This is a genomic window from Actinophytocola sp. (assembly GCF_035712165.1).
In the GTDB taxonomy this organism is placed as follows: Bacteria; Actinomycetota; Actinomycetes; order Mycobacteriales; family Pseudonocardiaceae; genus DASYTH01.
The window spans coordinates 1-26,453 of record NZ_DASTBH010000158.1; the positions used below are offsets into that span (position 1 = coordinate 1).

The window sequence follows — 26,453 nt, forward strand, 5'->3', positions numbered from 1 at the left end:
TCCGGGGTTCACCCGCTCGCCGAGGGACCAGATCAGCCCGAGCGCCGCGCCGCGCAGGTCCGGCGGCGCCGTGGGGTCGCCGGCCACCCGGCGCAGCACCTGCAGCGCCGCCGTCCGGTCGGCCGCGGCGCAGTAGTGCACCAGCGTGTCCCGCAGGGCGGCCAGCGTGGCCAGCCGGGCCGTGCTGGCCGGCGCCGGGCCGGAGTGGATTCCCTCCACCAGCCACAGAATCCGGTGCACCGACGCCTCGAGCACCGCCCCGAGCAGCGGGCTGCCCGCGGTGCCCAGCAGGTGGTCGTGCCGCCACAATCCCAGCACGGTGCCCAGAAAGGCGAACTCGGCCAGGTCGGTCCGCCGCGCCACGCTCGGCCGCAACGGTTCGAGCGCCTGGCCGACCAGGTCCGCCAGCCCGCACAGCGCGGCGTCGGACAGCACGCCGGCCAGGTCGTCCCCGGCCAGCCGGCCGGTGAGCACCGCGCCGGCCGCGTCGGCCAGCGTCGGCCCGTGCCCGCCGGCTTCGATCAGGGCCGGCAGCCGCAGGTCCGAGGGGGACAGCCGCCACTCCTCGTGCAGCACCGCCTCGGTGCCGCCGGCCGGGCCGGAAAGCCTGACATAGCCGGGAATCTCCAGCACCCGCAGCCGGTGCAGCACCCGGCTGCGGGCCCCTTCGGCGGTCAGGTCGAGGTGCACCCGGCCCGGTTCGGACAGCCCGTGCCGCTCCAGTTCCGCGGTCGCGTCGTGCACCAGCGGCGGTAGCGGGGTGTCCGGGTGCAGCCGGCCCACCCGGTCGCCGCACAGCGCCGCGACCATCTCGACCACCACCGGGTCCGTTCCGGGCGCCAGGCCGCGCCGGGTCCATGGCAGCGGCTCGTCCAGCGCGGTGCGCACCAGTGCCGACACCAGACCGTCCAGCACGTCGGTGCGCGCCGGGTGCTGGTGGCCGCGCAGCCGCGCCAGCCCGCCGGCCTGGGTCCGGGCGGTGATCAGGTCCGCGGTGGACACCGGCTGGCGGCGCTCGCGCAGCCGGCGCACCACTGCCTCCAGCAGCCCGTCGGCCGCCCGGTCCGGTCCGTCCGCCCACAGCAGCTGGTAGTACTCCGGCGACGGCATGCCGGACTGGTATCCGGTGAACGCGTCCAGCCGGCGAAACGAGTACGGCACCAGGTAGCTGCCGCTCGCCGCGTCCGGCGGCGGCGTCGGCACCTGCGGCCAGGACGTGCTTCCCGCCGCCGACAACGTCACCAGCGCCGGCCGGTGGAACCCGCCGGTCACCACGACCACGGGGCGGCCGCCGGCCTCGGCCACCGCCGCGCGCACCCAGGCGGCCATGTACTCCTCGCGGGCCGTGTCGGCCGGCCCGGCCGCGGCCGCACCGCGCACCACGTCGAAGTAGGCGGCCAGGCCCGAGGTGTCGCCGGACACCTCGAACAGGTGATCCCACAACGTGTCCGGGTCGTCGACCGCGTAGGTCCGGCACAGCCGCTCGACCACCTCGGCGTAGCGGACCTCGGCGTCGGCGTAGCGGTTCACCCGGTCCGCCAGCGCCGGATGCCAGGCCGGCAGGTCGATGAACCGCGCCTGCGCGCCGACCCGGGCGGCCGCGGTCAGCGCCACCCACTCCGGCGAGTACTCGCAGAACGGCGTCCACGACCCGTGCGTCCACTCGGCCGACCGGAGGTAGCTGTACACCGCGATCGGCAGCGTGTGCCCGAGCAGCAGCTCCGCCGTCCGCTCGTTGAAGTCCACCGGTCCCTCCACCAGCACGTAGGCCGGCCGCAGCGCCTCGATGGTCGACTCGACCAGCCGGGCGCAGGCCGGGCTGTGGTGCCGGACGCCGAGGAAGGTCGCCGCCATCAGGGCAGCGCGAACCGGCTGGCGTGCAGCTCCCGCCAGCGCTCGCCCTCCTTGCGGGGCGCCTGCTGTTCCAGATACCGGCGCAGCCGGGCCAGATCCTCGGGGTTGTCCTTGGCCGCGGCGCCGGCCAGGCACTCGACCAGGTCCGCCGGGGTGCCCGGCTCGCCGCGCAGGAACCAGCCGCGCAGGCCCACCGCGTGCGCCACCGACACCGCCTCGGCCGTGCTCAGCACGGTGGAGAGCCGGTCCATCGGCTCGCCCCGCTCGGAGCGGCCGGCGCGCAGCTCGCGGAACGTCGTCACCAGCACCTCGAGCACGTCCCGGCTGGGCGCGACGGTCACCCCGGACCGGCGCAGCAGCGCCGTCGCCTCGGCTTCCACCAGCGCCAGCTCGGTCGCGAAGTCCGCGATCGGGAACACCGTCTCGAAGTTGAACCGCCGCTTGAGAGCCGCGCTCATCTCATTGACGCCCCGGTCGCGGGTGTTCGCGGTGGCGATCACGTTGAACCCGTCCCTGGCGAAGGTCATCGCGTCCGGGCCGACCAGCTCCGGGATGGCCAGCACCCGCTCGGACAGCGGCGAGAGCAGCGAGTCCTGCACCTCCAGCGGGCACCGGGTGATCTCCTCGAACCGCACCAGCTTGCCCTCGGCCATGCCGCGCAGCAGCGGCGCCGGCACCAGCGACCGCTCGGTCGGGCCCTCGGCGACGAGCAGCGCGTAGTTCCACGAGTAGCGGATCTGGTCCTCGGCGGTGGCGGCGCCACCCTGGATGGTCAGCGTGGAGTCGCCGCTGACCGCCGCCGCGAGCAGTTCGGACAGCAGCGACTTCGCCGTGCCGGGCTCGCCGACCAGCATCAGGCCGCGGCTGGTGGCGAGCGTGACCAGGGCCCGGTCCACCAGCGACGGGTCACCGACGAACTTGCGGCTGATGCCGCGTGCCTCGTCGCCGACGATGAACCGGCGGGCCGCGTCCAGCGACAGCGCCCAGCCCGGCGGGCGCGGACCGGCCTCGGTGCGCAGCCGGGCAAGCTCCTCGGCGTGGCGCACCTCGGCGGGCGGGCGCTGCAGGTCCCCGGTCACCGGGCGATCCCGGTCAGCTCCGTCAGGTCGGCCAGCACCTCGGAGGCGGTCACCGGGTCCAGCGCCGCGAAGGTCAGCCGGCCCGCGGGCACCCAGTCACCGACCTCCTTGTCGTTGAGCCACACCTTCTCGACCTTCTGCTCCGGGAACTCGTCGACCGCGCCCACCGCGATGCCGGGATCGAGGTCGACGACCACCGCCATGCCGCCCGACACCGGGCGGAACACCCACAGCTCGACGCCGCCGTCCTGGGGTTCGCCGCGCCGCCAGCCGCGGTTGGTCAGCCCGAGCACCTTGCCGGTCGGCACGACCGCGCCGCCGAACGCCGCCAGCATGGTGGCCGCGCGCTCCGCGCCGGCCAGCGTGTGCACCGGCCGGGCGAGCTGCGCGAACGGCTGGCTGATCTCGTAGTCGGCGAAGACCTCCGCCCAGGCGGCCAGCCCCGGGCCGAGGTGCAGCGGGTGGGCCACGCCGATCCGGGCGCCGTCCGGCAGGGTCACGGTGTCGTCGGTGTCGCCGGCCAGGGTCAGGTCCTCGGTGACCCGGAAGGTCAGCGCCGCCCGGTCCCCGTCGAAGTGTGCCCAGACCAGCCTGCGGACCAGGTGGCGCAGCAGCGGATGGCCGAGCAGCAGGTCGGTGAACTCGGTCGCGCTCCACCGCCGCCCGCTCACCATCGCCTGCTCCAGGCGGCGGACCTGGTCGGCGGCCAGCGTGCGCACGTCCTTCTTCAGCGCCGCGAACCGCTTGTGCGCGGCCGGGGCCAGCTCCCCGTCGTCGCGCGCGCCCGGCTTGGGCAGGTCCTTGCGGCGCTCCCCGGCCTGGTCCACGACGTACGGGACGAGCCGTTCGTCGAAGCCGACCCGGAACCGGCGCGGTCCGTAGTCGAGCCAAAGGCCACCGGCGGAGTCCAGGCCGAGGTCGGGCACCAGGCGGTCGGCGAGCTGGTCCGGGGTGAGCTCCAGCTCGGCGGCGACCTGCGCGATCTTCTCCTTGGCCCGGTTGCGCAGGGCGGCGAACCTGACCTTCTCCGCGATGCCGTGCAGGTGCATGAGCGCCACGTCGGTGCCGATGGCGGTGAGCACGTCGAGCCCGTTGCCGGCCCGGGCGTGGCCGCCCTCGCCCGGCCAGGCCCGAATCAGCGGGGCGAGCCTGCGGACCGTCTCGTCGTCGCCGAACCAGCCGAGGGCGTCCAGCGCCCAGCCGTCCTTGGCCGGCATCTTCCCGCTCTGCCACGCGCCGAACACGCTCCAGGCGAACTCGGCGAGCGAGTCCGGGGTGCACAGCTCGCGGACGACGCCGACGCCGGCGTAGACCTCGCCGGGCTTGGAGATCGCCAGCATGGTGACCACGTGGCCGGCCGCGTCCGGCGGCAGCGCCGTGCCGGTGTCACGCAGCAGCAGTTGCGGCAGCGCCGCCAGGTCCAACCAGGCCGGGAGGCGGGGGATCCGGGCCGGCAGCACGTCCAGCGGATCCATGGCGAGCAGAGCCGCGGCCGCGGCGGCGGCCGGCTCGCCGTAGCCGGCGGCGGCCGCGGTGACGACCGCCGGGTCCAGCAGGCGCAGCGCGGTTCGGGCGGCGACGCGCTCCTTGCCCGGCCTGCCGAGCGCGGCCGGCACCAGGGCGGCGGCAGCCGGCCCGGGATGCCGGTCGAACCAGGCCTGGGCGAGCCGGCGCCGCGACTTGCTCCGGACCAGCCAGCCGGACATCTGCGCGGCGATCTCGGCGGTGGCGAAGGGCAGCAGCGCCTGCGCGGCGAGCTGGGACCCCCGCGTGGCCACGTGCCAGATCGCCGGCACCGCGTCCAGTTCGTAGCGCGCGGCGATCCGCGCCAGCCAGTCCTCGTGGGACCACGTGTGGTCGCCGGGCCGCCAGCCGGAGAGCAGCGGCCGGGTCAGCTCGTCCGGCCCGGTGGCCAGGAACATGCCCTCGTCGTAGGGGAACGCCCCGGTCGGGAACTGCCGGGCGGCCTCCTGCGGGTCCAGCGGGTATGCCGAGCCGAATCCCCGGCGCCGGAGCCACTCCTCCCGCTCACCGGGCAACCAGGTCACGCTGGGCGGCACGGCCGCGACGAGGCCGTCGACCACCGGCACACCGGCCGCCGGCCGCTTGCGGGTCCACGGCGGGGCGGTCAGCAGGTCCGGCAGGCTGGCCGGGTCGGCCACCGCGACCTGGTCCAGGTACTGGTCCAGCCGGGCCCGGACCGAGTCGGGCAGGCCGGCGGCGGCGAGCAGTCCGGCGTGTGCGCGGGCATGGGCGCGCAGCAGTTCGGCGCCGGCCGGCGCCGCGGCCAGCAGGCGGGCCGCGCGAACCGGGAACCGGGCCATGGCCGTGGCGAGCGCCGGCCGCACCCACCGCTTGGACGCCCGACCCAGCAGGAGTTCGAACGCCTCGTCGGTGGGGATCGCGGCCAGCACGGTGAGGGCCTGCTGGGCCGCCTCACCGGCGGAGCCCACGAACGCGTCGTACCAGGCGGCCAGGAACGGCGCCAGGGCCGGCCCGGTGGCGTCCGCCAGCGTCGGGAGGACGGTGTCCGCCTGCGCCAGGTACAGGGCGCCGATCTGCACCGTGGCCAACGCCTCGGCATCGTCGAGTGCCGCGAGTACCAGCGGCGACCCCCCGGGCACGGCGGCATCCGCGGCCGTGACCCAGTCCGTTCGGCCCGGCACCAGGAACGCGGTCACCAGCAGTTCGAGGCGGGACCGCCGGTACCCGGCGAGCACCTCGACGACCGCCTCGTACTCGGCGTCGGTCGCGGCGGCGACCAGGGCGCGCAGCCGGCTGGCGAGCGCATCCGGCTGAGCCCACAGGAGGTCGCCGCGGTGTGCGTTGCCGCGCCGGACCCGGCGTTTCGGCACGTCCGCGTACACGGTCTGCCGCTCCATGACCGCGCGGGCGGCGAACTCGAGCCCGCGTCGCGCGACCCAGGCGTCGACGAAGTCGGCGCTGTGCCAGTACCGGGACGAGGCGCCGGAGGAGTTCTCCCAGGAGAGCAGCTCACCGGTGACGGCGGCCAGTACCGCCGCTTCCCGCGGGTCGGCGGCGCCGAGGTCGAGGTGGGCCTGGACCCGGTCCCGGTCGACGTCGCCGCGCGGGTTGCTCAGGATCTCGACGATGCCGTCGCGCAACTCCTCGACCAGCCGGGCGGCCCGCTGCGGATCCCCGGGCGGCTGCGCGGTGCGCCCGCCGCGCCGGGGGTGAACCAGCCGGCTCAGCTCCGCAGGAAGAACGAAGGTGTCCTCGTCCGGCAGCGCCGTGACCTGGGTAGAACGTCGCACCATGCCCCCACTGTTCGCGCCTACCCCGACGTCCGGCTGGCATGGTAAACCGGGTTCATGATCGCTGTTCTCGATGCCCCGTCCAACCTGGGTCTGCGGATGCCGGCGCCCGGCGTCGTTCCGGGCTGCTACAAGCTCGCCGGCGCGATCCGGGACCAACGGCTGCTCGACCGGCTGGGCGCCCGGGACGCCGGGTGCGTGGTGCCGCCGCGCTACGACGTGTCCGGCTGGACCGCCGCGGACGGCCTGTACAACGGCGCCGCGCTGGCGGGCTACACCCGGCGCCTGGCCGATCGGGTGCAGGACTGCCTGTCGTCCGGGGATTTCCTGGTGTTGCTCGGCGGCGACTGCAGCATCCTGCTCGGCGCCACGCTGGCGCTGCGCCGGATGGGCCGCTTCGGCCTGGCCTACCTGGACGGCAGCGCCGACTTCCTGCGGATGGCGGAGGCCGGACTGGTGGGCGCCGCCGCCGCCGAGACCCTCGCCCTGGTCACCGGACGCGGCCAGGACGACGTCGTGAACATCGACGACCTCGGCCCGTACGTGCGCGAGCCGGACATCGTCGTGCTCGGCAACCGCGACGACGACGAGGACCTGCCGTTCCTCGCCACGGCGGGGATCCCGTGCTGGACCGCGCCGCAGATCCAGGCCGCCGGCCCGAAGGCGGTCGGCATCCGGGCCCGGGACCTGTTGTCCCCGCTGGACGGCTACTTCGTGCACCTCGACGCCGACGTGCTGGACATCGAGGTGCTGCCGGCCGTGGACGCCCCCGACCCGGGCGGCCTGACCCACCCCGAACTGGCCGACCTGCTGCGCCCGCTGCTCGCCGACCCGCGCTGCGTCGGCCTGCAGCTCACCATCTACGACCCCGACCTCGATCCCGACGGCCGGCACGCCGCCGCCCTCACCGACACCCTCGTCACCGCGCTGACCGACCGGCTCGGGTAGGCGCCTGGTCCTTGAGCGCCGGGCTTGAGATCCAGTCGTCTGGGTAACCGGGCCGCATTGGGCTCTGCCGGCGGAGGGACAGGATGAGATCACCTGGAGCGGTGGCGCGGCGGGTAGTCGCGCTCTACGAGGGGGATGCCCGGCGTCCGGTGCGTGGGTACGCGGTCGTGTTGGGCAGCTATGCGGGGCTGGTGTCGACGCTGGCACTGGTCGCCCGGAGCAGCGGTGTGCGGCTGCCGGAGCGGGTGGAGCTGGCGGACGTGGCGCTGATGGGGGTGGCCACGCACAAGGCGAGCCGGCTGTTGACCAAGGACGCGGTGACCTCGCCGCTGCGGGCGCCGGTGGCCCGGTTCGAGGAGGAGACCGGGTTGGGCGAGGTCAACGAGTCGCCGCGGGGGCACGGCGTGCGGCACGCCGCGGGGGAGTTGGCCACCTGCCCGTTCTGCCTGGCGATCTGGGTGGCCACCGGGTTGACCGCGGGGCTGGTGTTCGCGCCCCGGCTGACCCGGCTGGTGGCCGGCATGCTCTCGGCGGTGGCGGCCTCGGACACCCTGCAGATCGGTTACGACGCGGCCCGGCAGTGGGTGCGGAAATGACCCGGGTGATCGTGGTGACCGGCGCGAGCGGCGGGGTGGGCCGGGCGGTGGCCCGCGAGTTCGCCCGGCGGGGTGACCGGGTGGCGCTGCTGGCCCGGGGGGAGGCCGGGCTGGCGGGCGCGGCGGCCGACGTGACGGCGGCCGGTGGGGTGGCGTTGCCGATCGAGGTGGACGTGGCCGACGCCGACGCGGTGGACGCCGCCGCGGCGCGCGTCGAACGTGAGCTGGGGCCGATCGACGTGTGGGTGAACAACGCCTTCTCCTCGGTGTTCGCACCGTTCACCGAGATCAGCGCGGCGGAGCTGCGCCGCACCACCGAGGTCACCTACCTCGGCATCGCCTACGGCACGAAAGCCGCGCTGGACCGGATGCTGCCGCGCGACAAGGGAACCGTCGTGCTGGTCGGCTCGGCGTTGTCCCGGCGCGGAATCCCGCTGCAGTCCGCCTACTGCGCCGCCAAGCACGCGATCTACGGGCTGTACGAGTCGGTCCGGTGCGAGCTGCTGCACGAGCGGTCTCAGGTGCGGATCACCATGGTGCAGCTTCCGGCGGTGAACACCCCGCAGTTCGACTGGTTGCGGTCCAAGCTGCGCTGGCAGGCCCAGCCGGTCCCGCCGATCTACCAGCCGGAGGTCGCCGCCCGCGCGATCGTCTACGCCGCCGATCACCCGCGGCACCGCGAGTACCACATCGGCGTGTCCACGGTGCTGACCGTGGCCGGCAACAAGGTCGTTCCCGGGCTGCTGGACCGGTACCTGGCGCGCACCGGCTACTCGTCGCAGCACACCGAACAGCGGCACGACGCGGACGCGCCGGGCAACCTGTGGCAGCCGGCCGACGACGCGCCGGGCACCGACCAGGGCGCGCACGGCCGGTTCGACCGCCGGGCACACGAGCACAGTCCGCTGCTGTGGGCGCGTCAGCACCGGGCCGCCCTGACGGCGGCCACGGCCGGCGCGGTGGCGGCGGGCGTCGGGGTGCTGCGGCTGGTGCGCCGATGATCAACCCGGCCCGAACCGCCGACCTGTGGTGGAAGAACGCGGTCATCTACTGCCTGGACGTGGAGACATTCTCCGACAGCAACGGCGACGGCCACGGCGACCTGCGTGGCCTCATCGACCGCATCGACTACCTGGCTGAGCTGGGTGTGACCTGCGTGTGGCTGATGCCGTTCTACCCCTCGCCGGAACGCGACGACGGCTACGACATCACCGACTACTTCGCCGTCGACCCGCGGCTGGGTTCGCTCGGCGACGTGGTCGAGCTGGTCCGCACGGCCCGCGACCGCGGCATCCGGGTGATCGCCGACCTGGTGGTCAACCACACGTCCAACCAGCACGCGTGGTTCAAGGACGCGCGCGCCAGCCGCGACTCGCCCTACCGGGACTGGTACGTGTGGCGCGACGAGCCGCCGCCGGACGCGGACAAGGGGGTTGTCTTCCCGGACAAGGAAAAGAGCCTGTGGACCTATGACGAGCAGGCCGGCCAGTACTACCAGCACTGCTTCTACAAGACCGAGCCGGACCTCAACGTCGCCAACCCGGCGGTGCGCGACGAGATCGCCAAGGTGATGGGGTTCTGGCTGGAGCTGGGGCTGTCCGGGTTCCGGGTGGACGCGGTGCCGTTCCTGTTGGACACCAAGGACAATCCGGAGGGCTCCCGGTTACCGGACCCGCACGAGTACCTGGCCGACCTGCGCGCGTTTCTCGGCCGCCGGCGCGGCGACGCGATCCTGCTCGGCGAGGTGAACCTGCCCTACGACGACACCATGGCGTTCTTCGGGCACGCCGACGGAGTCGGCGACCAGCTCACCATGTGCTTCGACTTCGTTGGTATGCAGGCGATGTACCTGTCGCTGGCGCGGCGCGACGCCACCCCGCTGGCGAAGGCGCTCGCCGACCGGCCGGAACCGCCGCGCGACGGGCACTGGGGCACGTTCGTGCGCAACCACGACGAACTGACCCTGGACAAGCTCACCGATGCCGAGCGCGCAGAGGTCTTCGCCGCGTTCGGTCCGGACCCGGACATGCAGCTCTACGGCCGCGGTCTGCGCAGGCGGATCCCGACCATGCTCGGTGGCGACCAACGCCGGATCCGGCTGGTGTACAGCCTGTTGTTCGCCATGCCGGGCACGCCGGTGCTGTTCTACGGGGAAGAGATCGGCATGGCCGAGGACCTGCGCGCCGAGGGCCGGCTGGCCGTGCGCACGCCCATGCAGTGGGAGCCGGGGCCGAATGGCGGGTTCTCCACCGCCGATCCGGCCAAGCTGCCCGGTCCGATCCCCGAGGGCCGCTACGGTCCGGACCAGGTCAACGTGGCCGCGCAGCGTTACGATCCCGAGTCGCTGCTGTCCTGGATCCGGCTGCTGATCCGCCGTTACCGCGAATGCCCGGAGCTGGCCTGGGGCGAGTACACCGTCCTCGACGCGGGCGACGACGCCGTCCTGGCCTACCGGTGCGACATCGACGGGGGCACGGTGCTCGCCGTGCACAACTTCGGCGACACCGAGACCACCGTCACGCTGAAGCTGGAGGGTGTCGACGACCCGGTCAGCCTGACCGAGCTGCTGTCCGAGACGCCGGCGACGGCATCCGACGACGGCCGGATCACGCTGGCGCTGGATCCCTACGGCACCCGGTGGTTACGCGTCCGGCACTGAGCATCACTGGTCCACCCGTGGCCGGTGCAGCTGGGTCGCGAGCACCGCGACCTGGGTGCGTCGCTGCAGGTTGAGCTTGGCCAGCAGGTGGGAGACGTAGTTCTTGACGGTCTTCTCGGCCAGGTGCATGCGTTCGCCGATCTGGCGGTTGGTCAGGCCCTGGCCGATCAGGTCGAAGACGGTGTGCTCCTGCTCGGTGAGGTCGGCCAGCGGGTCGTGGGCGGCGCGTTCGCGGCGGATCCGGTTCATCAGCGCGGTGGTGGTACGCGGGTCGAGCAGCGACCCGCCGTTGCCGACCGTGCGCAGCGCGTCGACCAGGTCGATGCCGAGCACCCGCTTGAGCACGAAACCCGACGCGCCCGCCAGGATCGCGTCCAGCAGTGCCTCGTCGTCGGCGTAGGAGGTCAGCATCAGGCAGTTCAGGTCCGGCTGCCTGGAGCGCAGCTCCCGGCAGAGCTCGACCCCGTTGCCGTCGCCCAGGCGCACGTCCAGCACCGCCACGTCGGTGGGCGTGCGCGGGATCCGGGCCAGTGCCTCGGCCACCGAGTCCGCCTCGCCGACGACTTCCAGGTCCGGCTCGAACTCGATCAGATCCGCCAGCCCGCGCCGCACGATCTCGTGATCGTCCACCAGGAACACCCGCACCATCGCCGCCACCTCCACCCCTACGTTAGGGCCGGCGCGCCGCCCCGGACACGCTCCTGCGACCCTGCCGGGCAGGGCCCAAAGTCCCTGCCGAACGCGCGTATAAATGATCATTTTGCGGCTGTGTTAGGGTTCCGGCTCGTTTCGGAATTGCGTGGTGGGTGAGAAGTCTGGAAACGACACGGAAAGTATCGGTCGGGCTACTGGCGATTCCGGTGGTTTTGCTCGCGGTGGCGGGATGCGGGGCGGACAGCGGGCGAATCGAGGGCGCGGAGGCCGTCGCCATGAGCGCGCCGAGCACGGTGAGCGCGATCCCGACCGTGCCCAGTGCCCCGGCCACGCCCCCGCCCACGAGTGCGGTTCCGTCCCAGCCGGTGGGCAAACCTGCGGCGCCTGCGCGGAACTGCGCCAACCCGGTGTTCACCACGAGCGACCCCGACGGCGGCTGGTCCAACGGCGGGTACTACGTGCACAAGAATGCCTGGAACCGGTCGGAGGCGGGACCGGAGACGCTGTACGCCTGCGCGTACAACAACTGGTACGTCGATTCCACCCAGGCCAAGACCACGTCGGTGAAAACCTATCCGAACGTGCACAAGGACATCAATGACCTGAACGGCGAACCGTTCAGCAAATACTCGACGATCACGTCCACCTTCGCCGGGCGCGGCCCCGGGGTGGGAATTTACAACGTCGCCTACGACATCTGGCTCAACGGAGTCGGCGACGGACCCGGCGTGACCGAGGTCATGGTGTGGACGGAGAACGTCAAGCAGGTTCCGTCCGGCCGCAGAACCGCCACGTACTCGGCGGGCGGCGTCGGCTACGACGTCTGGACCGGCCGAACCGGCTACGTCGCCTTCGTCGCGCAGCAGACGCAGTACTCCGGGCGGGTCGACCTCAAGGCCATGATCGCCTGGGCGATCGGCAAGGGCTACATCCCGGACAACCCCACGGTCAACCAGATCGGCTACGGCATCGAGTTCTGCTCGACCGGCGGCGGGTCGGCCCGGTTCACCCTCACCGACTTCTCCGTCACGATGAAATAGATCCCGCGCGCCACCTCGTGTTCTTCCGGCCACGCCTTGTGATGATACACGGCGACGTGATATGTATCATCATATCAGCGAGGGACGGGCTCGAGGAGGAGTCGGCGATGGCGGAGCTGAGCAGGCGCAAGATGTTGATGTCGGGTGGGTCGCTGGGCGCGCTCGGGGTGCTGGGCATGGCGTCCCCGGCGCAGGCGCGCCCGTTGTTGGAGTGGACCTGGCCGTCGAGCGGTTCCGTCGTGGGCAGCGGCCCCGGCGCCAACCCGCGGTGGGTGTGGGACGAGGAGGCCGACCCGGTCGTCGCGGGCCTGTTCGAACGCGGCGAGGTGCCGCTGGTCAACCGTCTGCTGTGGAACTGGAACCGCAACGACCAGCCGCTGCCGGACGGGCTTCCGGCGCAGCTGCGGGACTTCATCGAGCGCAACCGGGTGCTGCCGTCCTGGGCCGACCGGAACAAGCTGGAGCGGGCCGCGGACTTCAACGAGCGCCGGGGGTTGTACGTCAACCTGCTCAACGGTGTGGGTGGCGGCATGTTGAGCACCGCGATCCCGAAGGAGGCGCGCTCGGTCTACTACTCGGCAGGCGGCGCGGACATGGAGGACCGGGTCGCGAAGACGAGCATCCTGGGTTTCGCCGTCGGTGCCCTGAACGCCTACCGGCCCAACGGCACCTGCATGGTCAACGCCGTGAAGACCAGGCTGGTGCACGCGGCGGTGCGGCACCTGCTGCCGCAGTCGCCGCACTGGCAGGGCGAGGTTCCGATCAGCCAGGAGGACATCCTGGTCACCTGGCACACCCTGCCGACCTACGCGATGCGCAAGATGCTGGAGTGGAACGTCCCGATCCCGCCGGTCGACCGCGAGGCGTACCTGCACGTGTGGCAGGTGACCGCGCACCTGCTGGGCGTCCGGGACGAGTACATCCCCGCCACCTGGGACGCCGCCTACGCCCAGTCCGACCAGGTGCTGCCGCCGAACATGGGCCCGACCCCGGAAGGCGTGGAGCTGACCGACATCCTGCTGAGCCAGCTTGCCGAGCAGACCAGCCCGGGCAGCATCAGCCGGCCGCTGTGCAACGCGCTGGCCCGGTTCCTGGTCAGTGACCAGGTGGCCGGCTGGGACCAGATCCCGCGCGAGCCGTTCTGGGAGGGCACGATCCGGACCGTGTGGCCGATCCTGGTGCGGTTCCGGGAAGGGCTCATCCCGCTGCCGCTGGTGCCCGAGATCGCCTGGACCGTCGACGAGGCGCTGCGCCGGTACATCCTCTTCTATCTCACGAAGGGGCAGGAAACCAAGATCGTGATCCCGACCGGCAACCGGCCGGGCTGACCGCGCCATGACCGACGCCGAACACATCGGCCGGCGGCGGTTCCTCGGGTACGTGCTCGCCGCGCCGACCCTGGTGACCGCCGCCGAGCTGGGCCTGGCGCGGGTGGCCGACGCCCGGCAACCGCAGGACATCACCGACATCGTGGACCTCAACGACCTGATGACGGTGGCGGCGCTGCCGACCTCGGGGCTGATCTCGGTCGAGGTCAACCCGGACGGCACCGTGTCGTTCGCGTTGCCCCGGGCCGAGGTCGGGCAGGGCATCACGACCTCGACGGCGATGCTGATCGCCGAGGAGCTCGCCGTGCCGGTGGACCGGGTGCGGGTCACCCTGGCCGACGCCCGGCCGGAGCTGGTGTTCAACCAGCTCACCGGCGGATCGAACACGACCATCGCGACCTACCTCCCGATCCGGGTCGCCGCCGCGATCGCCCGGCAGCGGCTGCTGGACGCCGCGACGGCCGAGCGCGGCTCCCCGGTGACCGACCTGCGCGGGGTCGACATCGGCGCGCTCGCCGGCAAGGCCGCCAGCACGCGGACCAGGCAGGTGTCCGTGACGCTGACGGCCCGGGAGAACTTCACCGTCATCGGCCGCCCGCACAACCGGATCGACGCGCTGGCCGCGGTCACCGGGGCCAAGAAGTTCGCGATGGACCTCGACGTCCCGGGGGCGAAGCCGACCATGGTGTGCCGCCCGCCCACGATCAACGGCAGGGTCGGCTCGGTGGCCAACCTCGCCGAGGTGCGCGCCATGCCGGGGGTCACCGACGTCGTGGTGATCTCCACCGGGGTGGCGGTGCGCGCGGAGACGTTCGGCCAGTGCATCGACGGCATCCGGGCGCTGCGCGTGTCCTGGCGGCCGGGCACCGCCGAGGGCAAGTCCGACGAGTCCGTGCTTCGGGAGCTCGAGCGCGCGGAGCTGCCGCTCGGACTCCCGTCCCCAACTCCGAGTGTGGAAGCCAGGTTCGTCTTCCAGTTCCGCGGCAACAGTGCGCTGGAACCCAACTGCGCGGTCGCCGACGTGCGGGCCGACCGCGCGGAGATCTGGTCGGCGCTGAAGTCGCCGATCGTGGCCAGGCAGGCGATCGCCGCGCGGGTGGGTCTGCCGCTCGGCCGGGTCACCGTGCACGTGACCGAGGGCGGCGGTTCCTTCGGCCGCAAGCTGTTCTTCGATGCCGCGCTGGAAGCCGCGGAGGTGTCCAAAAAGGTCGGCAAGCCGGTCAAGCTCATGTGGCACCGCGCCGACGACTCCCGCCAGGGCCGCGCGCACCCGATGGCCACCTCCCGGGTGCGCGCCAGCTACCTCGGCGGCACCGTGCTGTCCTACCACCAGCGGCACACCAGCGTCGCCACCGACCTCGGCCACGGGCTCGGCGAGATCATCACGGCCCTGGCCGCCCGGCTTCCGGTGGGCGACATCGGGTTCTCCGAGACGTTCTTCCAGCTCAGCCAGACGATGTCGTACAACTTCGGGCTCACCACCCGGCTGCTGGCCGAAACCGACGACGGCTTCAACACCGGCAGCATGCGCAACGTCTACTCCCCGGACGTCACCTGCGCGCGGGAGCTGGTCGTCGACCAGCTCGCCGCGCGGATGGGCCGCGACCCCTACCGGTTCCGGCGCGACTTCCTGCGCGACAACCGGTCCCTTGGCGTGCTCGACACGGTCGCCGGGGCCGGCGGGTGGGGCAGGGCGATGCCGGCCGGCACCGCGCAGGGCATTGCCCTGCATGCCGAGTACAAGTCGGTCAGCGCGGCACTGGTGGAGATCGACTGCCGGCCGGCGACCGTGAACCGGCCCATCCGCGACGGCGTCACCGGCCCGCGGGTGACCAAGGTCGTCTTCGCCGTGGACGTCGGCCTCGCGGTCAACCCGCGCGGCCTTGAGGCACAGATGATGGGCGGCATCTGCGACGGCATCGCGCTCGCCCTGACCTCCAGCCTGCACCTGCGCTCCGGGTACTTCCTGGAAGCGAGCTGGGACAACTACTTCTACACCCGGCAGTGGAACAACCCGCTGGAGCTGCGGATCATCGTCATGCCCAGCACGTCGGACAACCCCGGCGGCGCAGGCGAACTGGCCGTCGCCGCGTCGATGGCCGCGGTCGCCTGCGCCTACGGCCGCGCGACCGGGACCATGCCGACCCGCTTCCCGATCAACCACGGCACGCTCTCCTTCGAACCCAAACCGACCGTCCCGCCCGTGCCCCAGTCCCCGACCGACGGCCGCGCCGGCTGAGCAAGGAGAACCCCGTGCCCGAGCACACCTTCCGCGTCAACGGCGAGCGGGTCACCGTCGACGTCGCCGACGACGTCCGCCTGCTGTGGGTGCTCCGCGACATCCTCGGGATCACCGGGCCCAAGTACGGCTGCGGCGTCAACGTCTGCAAGGCCTGCACCAGCCACCTCAACGGCGACGCGGTGAGCCCCTGCGCGATCCCGGTCGGCGACCTGCGGCCCGACGACGAGGTCACCACGATCGAAGGGCTTCCGGCCACGGTGGGGGAGGACCTGCACCCCATGCAGCAGGCCTGGCTCGACCACGACGTCGCGCAGTGCGGCTACTGCCAGCCCGGCCAGATCATGGCGGCCGTGGCGCTGGTCCACCGGGTCGCCGCCGAAGGCCGGCAGATCACCGACGCCGACCTCGACGGCCTGCGCAACATCTGCCGCTGCGGCACCTACACCCGGATCCGCGACGCCATCCGGACCGGCGCCCGCGACATGTAGCTCACTCCTGCGGCTCCAGCATCGGCACGAGGAAGCGTCGCGCCAGGTCGGCCAGTTGCCCGTCGTCGTCGATGTCGACGACGTGGCTGGGAATGACGAGAAAGGAGGCGGAGATCCGGACCATCATCTCGGCCGCGAGGTCGGTGTCGAGGTCCTGGGAGACGTTGCCGGCGTGCTGCTCGCGGCGCAGCTGACCGGCGACGAACTGCCGCACGGTGGCGAGGGTCTGCCCGCCGTCGCCGATCATCGAGGCCACCAGCAGGTTCGGCTCCATGTCGATCAGGCCACCGATCAGCGGGTTGCCGCGGATGGCGCGCAACGAGCTGACGAACCCCAGCACCACCCGGTCGGCGACGGTCTCGGCCCGTTCGATGTCGATGAGGAACTGGTCGAAGTACCGGCGGAACTCGCGCCGCACCACGTGCTCGACGAGGACGTCCTTGCTGGCGAACCGCCGGTAGACGGTGATCCGGGAGACCCCCGCCCGCCGCGCCACATCCTCCACAGTGGACCGCTGGATGCCCATCCGGGAGAACTGCGCGTACGCCGCGTCGAGAATCCGCGCCCGCGTCGCGTCGGTGTCGTCGACCCCTGCGATGGCGTCGGTGTACGCCCGCTCCAGCACCGACTCCGCGCCGGACGACAGGAGTCCCGACAACGCCGGATCCATGATCACCTCCGATGACCGCCTTGACCGTGTGCACCATCGTCAACCATCATGAGATGATACACAGATCCTCGATCTGTTTCCCTGTATCAGGAATGCGCTTGGCTTGGCTCAGAGTAGAGGAGCGAGGGCATGGACAATCTCAACAGGCGCAACGTGTTGAAGGCGGGCGGGGCCTTGGGCGCGATCGGTGCGCTGAGCATGGCGACGCCCGCGCAGGCGGTGCCGTGGACCTGGTCGGCCAAGGGCTCGGTGGCCGGTGTGGGCGACGAGGTCGACCCCCGGTGGGTCTGGGACCCGGAGGCCGACCCCGTCTCCGCGGCGATCATCGAACGGGGTGAGGTGGCCAGGGTCAACGCCCTGCTGCGGACCTGGACCAGGAACGGCCAGCCGCTGCCGGCCGGGTTGCCGGCGGACCTGCGGGACTTCATGGAGCAGGCCCGCCAGCTGCCGTCCTGGGCCGACCACGGCAAGCTGGCCACCGCGTTCGAGTTCAACCAGCGCCGCGGCCTGTACCTCGGCCTGCTCTACGGGCTGGCCAGCGGGATGATGTCCACGGTCATCCCCAAGGAGGCGCGCGCGGTCTACTACTCCCAGGGCGGCGCGGACATGCAGGACCGCATCTCCAAGACCGCCAAGCCCGGCTACGACATCGGCACCCGCAACGCCTTCGCGCCGGACGGCGAGATGATCGTGACCTGCGTCAAGACCCGCCTGGTGCACGCCGCGGTGCGCCACCTGCTGCCCCAGTCGCCGCAGTGGGACGCGGCCGCCCCCGAGCAGATCCCGATCAGCCAGGCCGACATGATGGTCACCTGGCACAGCCTGCCCACGACCGTCATGCAGAAACTGGTCGCCTGGCGGGTGCCGATCCCGGCCGACCAGTCGACGGCGTTCCTGCACTCGTGGCAGTTGGGCGCGCACATGTTGGGCATTCGGGACGAGTACATCCCGGCGTCGTGGTCGGAGGCCAACTCCCAGGCGGCGCAGGTGCTGACCCCGATCCTGGCGCCCACTCCCGAGGGCATCAACCTCGCCGACATCCTGCTCAACCTCGGTAGCCCGGTCGACGCCGGCATCCTCAGCAAGCCGATCCTGGGCGCGTTCACCAGGTTCATGCTCGGCGACCAGATCGCCGGCTGGCTGCGGATCCCGCGCGAGCCGATCTGGGACCCGCTGCTGCGCACGGCCTGGGGCCCGTTCATCGCCGTGCGCGAAGGACTGCTCCCGTTCCCGCTCGCGCCGGAGGCCTACTGGCTGTTCGACGAGTTCCTCCGCCGGGCCGCGCTGCTGTTCCTGTCCGAGGGGCAGACGATCAGCATCGAGATCCCGGACACCAACCGTCCCTCCTGACGTGTTGGCCGACCGGGCGAGGTTGGGGGCCCGCCGTGGGGCCGCCGACCTCGCCCGGTGCCGGTGTCCAGGGCGGGGCGATGTTCCAGGTCACGTCGGCCGGGAAGTTGGCCGCCGACTCGTAGGGGTTGGGGCCGCCGTTGGCGGCCAGCCAGAGCTCGGCGTTGAAGTGGCGCAGGAACTTGCCCGGGAAGTCCACGGCGTCCAGGGAGATGTTTCCCCCGGCCAGTCCCGGCCGGCTGCACCAGGTGGCGTCGCGCCGGTAGAGGTCGGAGCCGTCGTTGGGGTCCTTGCGCAGCCGGGAGTTGGCGTGCCGGAGGTACTGGCCGGGGAAGTTCACCGACTCGAACGAGTAGCAGGTGGGATCGGCCAGACCGGCGACGACCCGCCAGGTGGCGTCGGCCTTGAGCAGCGCGGTGCTGGCGGCGTCCACGTGCTCGGTGAAGCCCAGGCCGTTCTGGTGCCGCGCGTAGCGGTCGGTGAAGCCGGGTGTGGTGACCCGCAGGGAGATGCGGCTGCCGACCGGCAACGGCGCGGCGGGCAGCACCCGGGCGCCGGTGAGCAGCGCCCGGTTGGCCGCCCGCACCGCCGCCACATCGACCTTGAGCACCGCGCGGTCATAGGTGTAGAGGCCGTTGGCCTCGTTCTCCACATCGGTGAGCTGGGTGTAGATCGCCGCGGACAGCCCGGTTCGCGGCACCAGTCGCGCCACCCCGGCGATCAGGCTGACGTAGCGGTCGGTGAGCACCTGGCCGTTGGGCACCATCTCGTAGCCGAACCCGTTGCCCGGGCTCCATTCGTGCCCGGCGACCCGCAGGCCCAGCCCGCCGTACTCACCGAGTTGCGCCACCCGCGTCGCGCTCGGCCGCTGCGGGCTGCCCGGCCCGACATAGATGTGGTCGTCCACCGTGTCCCCGTTGCCGCCGTCGAACCCGCAGCAGTTGGATCCCGAGTTGTTGTCCACCAACCGGCTCGGGTCCCAGCTCTTGACCAGGTCGGCGATCCGGGCCGGGTCGTACACGCCCCAGCCCTCGTTGAACGGCACCCACTGCACGATCGAGGTCACGCTGCGGTGCGCGTCGACCAGTTCGCGCAGTTCGGTCTCGAAGTTCGCCCGGGCCGCGGCATCGGGGTTGCGCCCGGTCGGCATCGACGGCATGTCCTGCCATACCAGCAGTCCCAGCCGGTCGGCCCAGTAGAACCACCGGTCCGGCTCGACCTTGATGTGCTTGCGCACGGTGTTGAACCCGAGATCCTTGTGCGCCTGCAGGTCGAACCGCAGCGCGGCGTCGGTCGGCGCGGTGTAGATCCCGTCCGGCCAGTAGCCCTGGTCCAGCGTGCCCACCTGGAAGACGAACCGTCCATTGAGGACCGGCCGGAGCACGCCGTCCTGCACGGCCTTGCCCACCGAGCGCATGCCGAAGTAGCTCGTCACCGCGTCCCTGCCGGTGAGCGTCACGTCCAGGTCGTAGAGGAAGGGGTCGTCCGGCGACCACAGCCGGGCGCCCGGCACCGGCACCGCGATCTCGGTGTTCGCCGGCCCGGAACCGCGACCGATCACGGTGGGCCCGGTGCGCACGGTCACCGTGGCGGTGCCGCTGGCGGCCCGCACGATGACCCGCACCCGGGCGCCGGGCACGTCCGGGGTGATGTCCAGCCGGGTCACGTGGTTCGACGGGGTCGGTTCCAGCCAGACCGTCTGCCAGATTCCCGAGGCCGCGGTGTAGAAGATGCCACCGGGGCTGCGCCGCTGCTTGCCGACCGGCTGGCCGCCCGCGTCGACCGGGGCGAAGACCCCGACGATCAACTCGTTGGCGCCGGCGGCCAGCCGGGCGGTGATGTCGAAGGAGAACTTCCCGTACCCGCCGGTGTGCGAGCCGACCCGGACGCCGTTGACCCAGACCTCGGCCATCCAGTCCACCGCGCCGAAGTTGAGCCGCACGGACCGGCCGGACCAGGCCGCCGGGACGGTGAACGTGCGGCGGTACCACATCCGGTCGGAGTGCGCCGCGATCCCGGACAACGCCGACTCGATCGGGAACGGCACCAGGATCGACTGCGCCAGGGTCTGACCGAACGGGGGAGCCGCGCCGGCCGCGGCCGGCGCGAACTCCCAGACCCCGTTGAGGTTCTGCCAGTCCGGCCGGGCCAGTTGCGGCCGCGGATACTCGGGCAGGGCGTTGGCCGGGTTCACCTGAGCGGTCCACGGTGTGGACAGCGGTGCGGGTTTCGGTTGCCAGGCGGCGGTTTCGGTGGGCGCCGCCACCGCCGGGACACCGGACAGCACGAGCCCGGTCACCACGAACGGCAGCAGCCAGCGCAGGGGAGGCATGCCACCATTAACTCCCCACCACCGCACGGCCGGAAAGTACGGGTTTCGCCTAGGTGCGTGCCGCCGCCGGCTTCAGGTGCCGGGCGAAGAACCGGTTCGCGTCGTCCCCCTCGAACCCGGGGACGCCGGTGTGCCCGCCCATGTTGGCGTGCAGCGTCTTCTCCGGGGAGCCGAAGGCGTCGAACAGGTCCAGCGCCAACTGCCGGTCGTTTCCCTCGTCGTCCCACTGCAGCAGGACCAGCAGCGGGATGGTGACCTGCCGGGCCTCGTCGAACATGCTGCGGGGCACGAAGCTTCCGGCGAAGAGCACGGCGGCGCGGATGCGCGGCTCGACCACCGCCAGCCGCAGGCCGACGGCGATCACGCCGCCCGAGTACCCGACCGGACCACCGATGCCGGGCAGCGCCAGCAGGGCGTCCAGGGCGCCGCGCCATTCCGGGACGGCCGCATCGACCAGTGGGCGGACGAGCGCCTCGACGATGTCGTCGCCGACCGGCTCGCCGGCCGCCAGCGCCCGGCGCAGGTCGGCGCGCGCCTGCTCGGCGGCGGCGGACCGGGGCCGCTCCCCGGCCCCGGGTAGCTCGATGGTGGCCGCGGCGAAGCCCTCCGCCACGCAGTGCCGGGCCCGGGCCGCCAGCCGGGGGTACATCGCGGGCAGTCCGCCGGGGTGGCCGAGGAGGATCAGCGGGGCCGGTGCGGACGCGGGCGTCCACAGGATGCCGGGGATCTCGCCGAGGGTGAACCCACGCTCGAGGACGCCGTCGTCGAGGCGCTGTTCGGAGGTGAACCGCATGGTCGTGCCTTTCGGGAGTGCTGTGGGCGGCGCTCCCGGACGACCTATCGCCCGACCATGACCCCGCAGGGGAGCACCCGTGTCGATACGTTCACGGATACCACCTCCTCGGTCTCTCGCACGGCCGCCGGAAAGGTAGCAGGGGCCGCGTGGTCCGCCAACGGGTTTTCGCGCCAGGCTCCGGGTCAGGTGCGGGTCACCCGCAGCGTGTAGCCGCGGGCGAGCAGGTCGAACCGGACGCCGGCCTCGGCGTAGCTGGACACCTCGCCGGCGCCGAGGTCGAAGGTGGCGTCGCCCAGCGGGTCCCCGCAGGCGGCGGTCGCCGGGTGGGCGTCGACCACCCGCACCGGACCGGAGCCGGAGTTGACGGCCGAGTCGACCCGGTAGATCAGCACTCCGGTGTCGCAGGCGGCGGCGTCCAGGCCGGCCCGGGTGCGGACCTCCGCGACCAGGGCGGTGGTCGTCCCGGTGCGGACGACGACGGCCTTGACGCCGCCCGGGGCCGACAGCGGGGTGAGGGTGTGCTGGGTGGTGCCGGGTGCGTTGACACAGCCGAGTTGGGCGGTGTCCAGCCAGCCCAGCTTCCACTTGTGCCAGGCGAGGTTGTCCGGCGCCGGGCCGCTGATCAGACCCATCAGGTCCCAGCCGCCCACGAACGGGTGGCCGCCGGCATACGCGTACAGGTCCGGCAGGCTGAACGTGTGCCCGGACTCGTGGTTGAGCACCTTGAAGCCCCAGCGCCACATGTCCTGGCCGAAGGTCACCACCTGGCGGAACTCACGGCCGTCGGCGGCGACGCCGCGGCCGGCCGGGGCCAGGAGCGTCGGTGAGAAGGAGATCGCGGCCGCGGCGCGGTTGGGCACGACGTACAGGAGTTGGTAGCCGCGGAAGTCCACCGCGGCGTCGGCGGCCCGGACCGCGTCGGCGATGTAGGTGCGGTGCGTGGCGAAGCTCAGCCCGCGCTGGAAGCCGTACGCGGTCGACGGTTGCGGCATCCGGAACCAGCGGTGCACCGGGGTGACGTCCAGGGTGAGCCGGCCGTAGGAACTGGTCGCGAACCACTGCGGGCCGCCCGGGACGAGGTTGGCGTAGTCGGTGGCGGTCGGTTCGGTGGCCGGCGTGTCCGGGAAGTCGACGAAGATCGTCACAGCGGACACCCGCCCGACGGGCCGGACGAAGTTCGCCCAGTTCGTCGGCCCCTCGGACAGGTTCGCTCCGGTGTTGGGCAGCGCGCACGGGCCGGACACGTCCGCCGCGGCTACCGGGGTCGCGACACACCCGAGCAGGACGGCGGCGGCGAGCACGAGCCGGGATCGCATGGCACCCTCACGGTGTTCGATATACCGAACCATGTTCCAGATCCTGTACATCGCACCATAACAGCGCGCTCCGGCTCAGGACAGCACGCGATAGGTCACGTGCAGGACCGTCGACGCGGCCCGCGCCGTCACCTGCTCGAGCTTCAGTGGCGGGACGCCGTCGAACAGCCGGGTGCCGGCGCCGAGCGTGAGCGGCACGATGTGCAGCCGCATCTCGTCGAGCAGGCCGGCGGTGAGGTACTGGTTGATCGTGGTGGCGCCGCCGTGGATCGAGACATCGCCATCGCCGGCCGCCGCGCGTGCCTGGGCCAGCGCCGACTCGATGCCGTCGGTGACGAAGTGGTAGGTGGTGCCGCCCGCCATCGGCTGCGGGTCGCGGGCGTGGTGGGTGAGCACGAACACCGGAGCGTGGAACGGCGGATCTTCGCCCCACCAGCCGTTCCACTCCCGGTCCCACTCGCCCCGCACCGGGCCGAACATGTTGCGCCCCATGATGAAGGCGCTGCCCTCGGTCATCCGGTCGACCTCGGCCCGGTTCTCCTCGGCGGTCTCGAACGCCCAGCCGTGCAGTTTGTCGCCCCAGCCGTCGCCGCCGTCGTCGCCGAACGGCCGCTCCTCGGTCTGGTTCGGCCCGGCCGAATACCCGTCGGCCGAGATCGTGAGCTCGCAGATCACCTTGCCCATTCGTGTTCTCCTCCCCAGTGCGGCTTCTTGTTCGCGTCAGCGTGAAAGACCCGGACGCACAGATATCCTCCACCGGCGTCAAGCTCGCCGCACCGGCTTTCGAATACGATCACCGTATGCGATTCGCGATCAAGACCAGGCCGGAACACCAGACGTGGCAGCAGATCCGGGACGTGTGGCTGGCCGCGGACGAGATCGACCTGTTCGAAAGCGCGTGGAACTGGGACCACTTCTACCCGCTCTCGGGTGACCTCACCGGGCCGAACTTCGAGGGGTGGTCGATGCTGGCCGCGTTCGCGGAGTCGACCCGGCGCATCCGGCTCGGCTGCCAGGTCACCGGGATGATCTACCGGCACCCGGCGGTGCTGGCCAACATCGCGGCGACGGTGGACATCATCTCCGAAGGCCGGCTCGAGCTCGGGCTCGGCGCCGGCTGGAACCAGCACGAGTGCGACGCCTACGGCATCGAACTGCCGCCGCTGCGGGAGCGGTTCGACCGGTTCGACGAAGGCGTCGAAGCGATCGTCGGCCTGCTCAGCCAGACCACGACGACGCTGGCCGGCCGGTATGTCCGGCTCACCGAGGCGCGCTGCGAGCCCAAGCCGGTGCAACGCCCGCATCCGCCGATCACCATCGGCGGACGCGGGCCGAAACGCACCCTGCGGGCCGCGGCGCGCTGGGCCCAGCAGTGGAACGTGATCGTTTCCAACGCGCAGGAGTGGTTGGGACTCAAGGAGATCCTGCGGCAGCACTGCGCCGACCTCGGCCGCGATCCCGCGGAGATCACCTGCTCGGTCAACGTGCGCCTGGACCGCGACCCGGATCCGGGCAGAAGCCTGGCGATCGCGCTGGAGGACGTGGCCGCCTACCGGGCCGCCGGTGTCGATCTCGTGGTGCTGAACCTGCCGTACGGGGCCGATCCGGCCAGCCTGCGGCCGCTCGCCGACGCGTTGGCCTGAGTGGACCTGGCAGGATCGGTCAGCGTGATTCTGCATATCGCGGCCCGGGCGGACTACCGGCCGGGTGAGCCGTACCGGCCGGCCTCGCTGTCGACCGAGGGTTTCATGCACTGCTCGGACTTCGGCACCGTGCACCTGCCGGCGAACCGGATCTTCGCCGGCCGCACCGACCTGGTGCTGCTGGTGATCGACCCGGCCCGGCTCGACGTGCCGCTGCGCTGGGAGGCGGGCGACCCGCCGGATCCGGCCGGCATCTGGTTTCCGCACGTCTACGGACCGGTTCCGGCGCGGGCCGTGGTCGCCGTGCACGACTTCCCGCCCGGCCCGGGCGGGTTCCGGCTGCCGGCCGCCCTCGCCGTCAGCTCAGGTGCTGCCGCCAGGAGTGCCGGGGAGTGAAGCCGAGGTCCCGGCCGGCGCGGTCGACCGACAGCAGGGTCTCGTACTCGCCGACCTCCCTGGTCAGTGGCGTACCGGGGAAGACCTCCTCGAGCAGCCGCGCCGACGGGCGGTTCATCACCGTGTCGGCCGCGGCGATGATGTAGCTGGTGCTGCCGCTGACCTTCGCCGCCAGCGCCTGGCGGCAGGCCGCCGCGACATCGCGCTGGTCGACGTAACCCCACAGATTCCACTTGCGCGCCAACGGATCGGACCACACCCGCGCCAGCCGGGGGTACTCGGCGGGGTCGAAGATGTTGGAGAACCGCAGGGCGACGAACGGTATCCCGGACCAGGCCGCGAACTGCCCGGCCACCGTCTCCGTGGCGACCTTCGACAGCGCGTAGGACGTCGTGGGGAACGGATAGTGGTCCTCGTCGACCGGGGCATAGCGCGGTGGGGTGTCGAACGGCAGGCCGAGGGTGGTCTCGCTGGAGGCCCACACCACGCGCCGGTGGCCCAGCCGGGTCGCGGCGCTGAACACGTTGTAGTTCATGGCGATGTTGGCCGTGAACGTGGTGGCCGGCGGATGGATGCCGGGCGCCGGGATGTTCGCCAGGTGCACCACCGCCTCCGCGTTGTCCAGCGCCTCGACGGCCTGCCCGAAGTCGGTCAGGTCGGCGAGCAGCACCTCGACCCCGAGGTCCGCGCCGGGCCTGCGCAGGTCCGTGGCGACGACCTGATGGCCGTGCTCCAGCAACTCCCGCACCACGACCCGCCCGGCCCGCCCGCTGGCACCGGTCACACACACAGTCGTCATGGCCTGATCCTGGCAGGCCGGTCAGGCGGACGGGCCGGTGCTCAGGCAGAAGGGATGCCCGGCCGGGTCGGTCAGAACCCGCGCCGCCGGCCGGTTCGGCTGGTGGTCCGGTTTTCCCGCCCCCAGGCCCAGCAGCCGGCCCTCGGCCTCGTCGAGGTTCTCGACCGTGAAGCAGATGTGCAGCTGCTGGGGCACGACCTGGTCGGGCCAGGTCGGCGCCCGGTAGCCGTCGACCCGCTGAAACCCGAGGAACAGCCCGTCCTCCCGGTTGAGGCCGGCGAAGTCGGCGTCCGACCGGGGGTGCGGTTCGAGGCCGGTGGCCTGTTGGTAGAAGGCCATCAGCGCCAGCGGGTCAGGACAGTCCAGCGTGATCGCGCTGATCGTCATCCGGTGGGCGACGACACCTCCTCCGCTCAACCGTCGACACTCTCCTCGGTGCGCGAGTTGCACCGGAACCTCCACTCGGAGGTGCTCCCGTCGGCCAGGCAGACGTCGATCCGGACGGTGTCGCCCGGTCCGATGTTCGTGTTGCCCGCGTGCGTGTACGGGTCGTAGATCAGCGGTGCTCCCGCCAGCCCGTTGCTGTTGTAGCGCTCGCCCAGCTTGACCCCGTTGCGGTAGGCGATTCCCCAGACTCCGTAGCCGTCGGAGCAGTAGTCGTGGATCACGAGGTAGTCGTCGTTGTTGCCGCCGCCGGGGGCGCCGGGGCCGTTGTCGACGAAGTCCACCGCCCCGCAGCCACCCAGCAACGTGGCCACGCTGAAGCTGTCGTCGACGGCGACCGACGCACCGGCCGCCCCGGACATCACCACCGGCACGGCGACCGCCAGTATCGACACCGTGGCGAACCTCGACGTTCTCCGAGTCCTGAACATGGCGCTCCTCAAAACCAGCCCAAATGGCTGAATTCGCGAATGGTTTCGGTAACCCCCGCGGAACACATTACGGAGCCCGTCAACAGGCACGACGGGTGTGCGCCGGGCCGATT

General features: G+C 72.0%; 23 protein-coding genes. 11 read left to right on the plus strand and 12 right to left on the minus strand.

Features of this window, described 5'->3' with window-relative positions:
• From VFO68_RS08915 to VFO68_RS08925, 3 genes are all read right to left on the minus strand, one after another.
• On the minus strand, nt 1-1,854 hold a 1,854-nt coding region (locus tag VFO68_RS08915; RefSeq protein WP_325157715.1), incomplete at its 3' end, for a DUF5682 family protein.
• On the minus strand, nt 1,854-2,933 hold the full coding sequence (locus VFO68_RS08920; protein ID WP_325157716.1) for an AAA family ATPase: 1,080 nt from the start codon (nt 2,931-2,933) through the stop codon (nt 1,854-1,856). The genes VFO68_RS08920 and VFO68_RS08915, both read right to left, overlap by 1 nt.
• A complete protein-coding gene (locus VFO68_RS08925) occupies nt 2,930-6,211 on the minus strand; it encodes a DUF4132 domain-containing protein (protein WP_325157717.1) in 3,282 nt (1,093 codons plus the stop codon). The genes VFO68_RS08920 and VFO68_RS08925 overlap by 4 nt, the downstream gene beginning before the upstream one ends.
• A 54-nt stretch (nt 6,212-6,265) precedes the next feature.
• On the opposite strand from VFO68_RS08925, the gene VFO68_RS08930 reads away from it, so the two are divergent.
• From VFO68_RS08930 to VFO68_RS08945, 4 genes are all read left to right on the plus strand, one after another.
• Entirely contained in the window at nt 6,266-7,156 is an 891-nt protein-coding gene (locus VFO68_RS08930) for an arginase family protein (protein ID WP_325157718.1), read from the plus strand.
• 83 nt (nt 7,157-7,239) lie between these two features.
• On the plus strand, nt 7,240-7,752 hold the full coding sequence (locus VFO68_RS08935) for a DUF1360 domain-containing protein (protein WP_325157719.1): 513 nt from the start codon (nt 7,240-7,242) through the stop codon (nt 7,750-7,752).
• Nucleotides 7,749-8,753, plus strand: coding sequence for an SDR family oxidoreductase (locus VFO68_RS08940; protein WP_325157720.1), 1,005 nt, complete (start codon nt 7,749-7,751; stop codon nt 8,751-8,753). Before VFO68_RS08935 ends, VFO68_RS08940 begins: the two co-directional genes overlap by 4 nt.
• On the plus strand, nt 8,750-10,411 hold the full coding sequence (locus tag VFO68_RS08945) for an alpha-amylase family protein (RefSeq protein WP_325157721.1): 1,662 nt from the start codon (nt 8,750-8,752) through the stop codon (nt 10,409-10,411). Before VFO68_RS08940 ends, VFO68_RS08945 begins: the two co-directional genes overlap by 4 nt.
• A 3-nt stretch (nt 10,412-10,414) precedes the next feature.
• On the opposite strand, the gene VFO68_RS08950 is transcribed toward VFO68_RS08945, so the two are convergent.
• The gene (locus VFO68_RS08950; protein ID WP_325157722.1) at nt 10,415-11,059 is read right to left on the minus strand and encodes a response regulator transcription factor; all 645 of its coding nucleotides are present in this window, start codon (nt 11,057-11,059) and stop codon (nt 10,415-10,417) included.
• A 281-nt stretch (nt 11,060-11,340) separates the two neighbouring features.
• On the opposite strand from VFO68_RS08950, the gene VFO68_RS08955 reads away from it, so the two are divergent.
• The 4 genes from VFO68_RS08955 to VFO68_RS08970 all read left to right on the plus strand — a co-directional run bounded on the left by VFO68_RS08955 (nt 11,341) and on the right by VFO68_RS08970 (nt 16,163).
• Nucleotides 11,341-12,105 carry a hypothetical protein gene (locus VFO68_RS08955; protein ID WP_325157723.1) on the plus strand — a complete coding sequence of 255 codons (765 nt, stop codon included), beginning with the start codon at nt 11,341-11,343 and terminating at the stop codon, nt 12,103-12,105.
• Between the two features lie 107 nt (nt 12,106-12,212).
• Entirely contained in the window at nt 12,213-13,433 is a 1,221-nt protein-coding gene (locus VFO68_RS08960; protein ID WP_325157724.1) for an oxygenase MpaB family protein, read from the plus strand.
• A 7-nt stretch (nt 13,434-13,440) separates the two neighbouring features.
• Nucleotides 13,441-15,672, plus strand: a complete 2,232-nt coding sequence (locus VFO68_RS08965; RefSeq protein WP_325157725.1) for a molybdopterin cofactor-binding domain-containing protein — start codon at nt 13,441-13,443, stop codon at nt 15,670-15,672.
• Between the two features lie 14 nt (nt 15,673-15,686).
• A complete protein-coding gene (locus VFO68_RS08970; RefSeq protein WP_325157726.1) occupies nt 15,687-16,163 on the plus strand; it encodes a (2Fe-2S)-binding protein in 477 nt (158 codons plus the stop codon).
• A 1-nt stretch (nt 16,164) separates the two neighbouring features.
• Here VFO68_RS08970 and VFO68_RS08975 read toward each other — a convergent pair whose 3' ends face one another.
• Nucleotides 16,165-16,833 (minus strand): helix-turn-helix domain-containing protein, encoded by a 669-nt coding sequence (locus tag VFO68_RS08975; RefSeq protein WP_325157727.1) that lies wholly within the window; start codon nt 16,831-16,833, stop codon nt 16,165-16,167.
• A gap of 129 nt (nt 16,834-16,962) precedes the next feature.
• Between VFO68_RS08975 and VFO68_RS08980 the strand changes: the two genes are divergently transcribed.
• Nucleotides 16,963-18,183, plus strand: coding sequence for an oxygenase MpaB family protein (locus VFO68_RS08980; protein WP_325157728.1), 1,221 nt, complete (start codon nt 16,963-16,965; stop codon nt 18,181-18,183).
• Here the strand turns inward: VFO68_RS08980 and VFO68_RS08985 are convergent.
• The 4 genes from VFO68_RS08985 to VFO68_RS09000 form a co-directional block, all read right to left on the minus strand.
• Nucleotides 18,146-20,515, minus strand: a complete 2,370-nt coding sequence (locus VFO68_RS08985; RefSeq protein WP_325157729.1) for an AbfB domain-containing protein — start codon at nt 20,513-20,515, stop codon at nt 18,146-18,148. The two genes, VFO68_RS08980 and VFO68_RS08985, sit on opposite strands and share 38 nt — an antisense overlap.
• Nucleotides 20,516-20,564: 49 nt before the next feature.
• Nucleotides 20,565-21,308 (minus strand): alpha/beta hydrolase, encoded by a 744-nt coding sequence (locus VFO68_RS08990; protein WP_325157730.1) that lies wholly within the window; start codon nt 21,306-21,308, stop codon nt 20,565-20,567.
• Nucleotides 21,309-21,493: 185 nt separating this feature from the next.
• A complete protein-coding gene (locus tag VFO68_RS08995) occupies nt 21,494-22,627 on the minus strand; it encodes a M6 family metalloprotease domain-containing protein (RefSeq protein ID WP_325157731.1) in 1,134 nt (377 codons plus the stop codon).
• Nucleotides 22,628-22,702: 75 nt separating this feature from the next.
• Complete coding sequence (locus VFO68_RS09000) at nt 22,703-23,311, minus strand: dihydrofolate reductase family protein (protein WP_325157732.1); 609 nt, start codon at nt 23,309-23,311, stop codon at nt 22,703-22,705.
• A 116-nt stretch (nt 23,312-23,427) separates the two neighbouring features.
• On the opposite strand from VFO68_RS09000, the gene VFO68_RS09005 reads away from it, so the two are divergent.
• A complete protein-coding gene (locus tag VFO68_RS09005) occupies nt 23,428-24,270 on the plus strand; it encodes a TIGR03560 family F420-dependent LLM class oxidoreductase (protein ID WP_325157733.1) in 843 nt (280 codons plus the stop codon).
• A gap of 24 nt (nt 24,271-24,294) precedes the next feature.
• Nucleotides 24,295-24,666: a DUF952 domain-containing protein gene (locus VFO68_RS09010; RefSeq protein WP_325157734.1), complete on the plus strand. Its 372-nt coding sequence runs from the start codon at nt 24,295-24,297 to the stop codon at nt 24,664-24,666.
• Here VFO68_RS09010 and VFO68_RS09015 read toward each other — a convergent pair.
• Genes VFO68_RS09015 through VFO68_RS09025 form a run of 3 tightly spaced genes read right to left on the minus strand, consistent with a single transcriptional unit; the run spans nt 24,629 to nt 26,304 of the window.
• Complete coding sequence (locus VFO68_RS09015; RefSeq protein ID WP_325157735.1) at nt 24,629-25,465, minus strand: NAD(P)-dependent oxidoreductase; 837 nt, start codon at nt 25,463-25,465, stop codon at nt 24,629-24,631. The two genes, VFO68_RS09010 and VFO68_RS09015, sit on opposite strands and share 38 nt — an antisense overlap.
• Nucleotides 25,466-25,486: 21 nt before the next feature.
• Entirely contained in the window at nt 25,487-25,852 is a 366-nt protein-coding gene (locus VFO68_RS09020; RefSeq protein ID WP_325157736.1) for a VOC family protein, read from the minus strand.
• A gap of 26 nt (nt 25,853-25,878) precedes the next feature.
• A complete protein-coding gene (locus VFO68_RS09025) occupies nt 25,879-26,304 on the minus strand; it encodes a hypothetical protein (RefSeq protein ID WP_325157737.1) in 426 nt (141 codons plus the stop codon).
• Nucleotides 26,305-26,453: the final 149 nt, after the last annotated feature.